At 40.3% G+C, this 1,088-nt stretch carries 1 protein-coding gene; it reads left to right on the top strand.

Annotated features, from left to right (window positions below; all coding sequences use genetic code 11):
• Positions 1–47: 47 nt before the first annotated feature.
• Entirely contained in the window at positions 48–1,019 is a 972-nt protein-coding gene (locus O9290_RS19005; RefSeq protein ID WP_288087376.1) for a flagellar assembly protein H, read from the top strand.
• Positions 1,020–1,088 lie beyond the last annotated feature (69 nt).

A 1,088-nucleotide genomic window follows, 5' to 3' on the forward strand; every position in this document is an offset into this window, starting at 1 on the left:
GATTAAGCAATTACGAGATAAGTTATTAAATCATGTTAGATAAGCCTATGACTAGATTTATTCATGACCAGTTTGCCAAAGATTATCTCGAAGAATTATTATCTTCTCTGGGAGAGGTAAAATCGGCACGGGTTGTACGAGGAGAAGTACGAGAAATCGATGTCTGGTTTTCACCCCAGATTCTCGATAATAATCCTAGAGAACTGCTGGGATTACTGGGAAAAATGGCGATTAATCCCTGTTTATTTGAACCCTTTCGTAATCCTGTCACCGCTACAGAAATTAGAACTTGTCTGTTAAAACTATTGGAAGTGGAAGGGGAAATTAATCGTCAAGCAAATCGTCAGAAAACGAATCTTAACGATGGGGAAATCCCCCGTCTCTGGATTTTGACTCCCAGTGCTTCCTCGCAACTGTTAGGAGGATTCGGAGCTAAATTAGATGAGGAGAATTGGGGGGAAGGTATCTATTTTTTGGCTCCCTCTTTACGCACCGCAATCACCGTTATCCATCAATTACCCCCAACAGAAGCAACTCTCTGGTTAAGAATTTTAGGCCGGGGAAAAGTACAAGCAAGGGCGATCGATGAGTTAGAATCGTTACCAGAGGACCATCCTTTTCGGGTAAATGCTCTAGAATTATTATTAAACTTGAGAACTTCTTTAACTAACGATCAAGAGCTTGAACAGGAGGACAGAGAGTTAATTATGAGATTATCACCTTTATACACTTCCCGTCTTCAGGAAGAACTGGATGCTGGCCGTCAACAAGGTCTTCAACAAGGTCTTCAACAGGGTCTTCAACAAGGTCTTCAACAAGGTCTTCAACAGGGTCTTCAACAGGGTCTTCAGCAAGGAGAACGTCTGGTGGTAGAAAATTTATTGAAAGCTCGTTTTGGTAGTTTAGACCCAGATTTGTCCCTAATCATCGAGCGCATTTTATTATTACCAGTGGAGGAGTTTACCCCTTTAATAATTAATTTATCTCGCACAGAATTAATTGCCCACTTTTCTAATTAAAAGCATAACTCAATCCTTTGATGATACTGGATTTTAAAATTGGCTGATTAACCAGAGCAGTCAATTTTC

The sequence above is a fragment of the Microcystis sp. LE19-41.2A genome (assembly GCF_027530405.1).
In the GTDB taxonomy this organism is placed as follows: domain Bacteria; phylum Cyanobacteriota; class Cyanobacteriia; order Cyanobacteriales; family Microcystaceae; genus Microcystis; species Microcystis aeruginosa.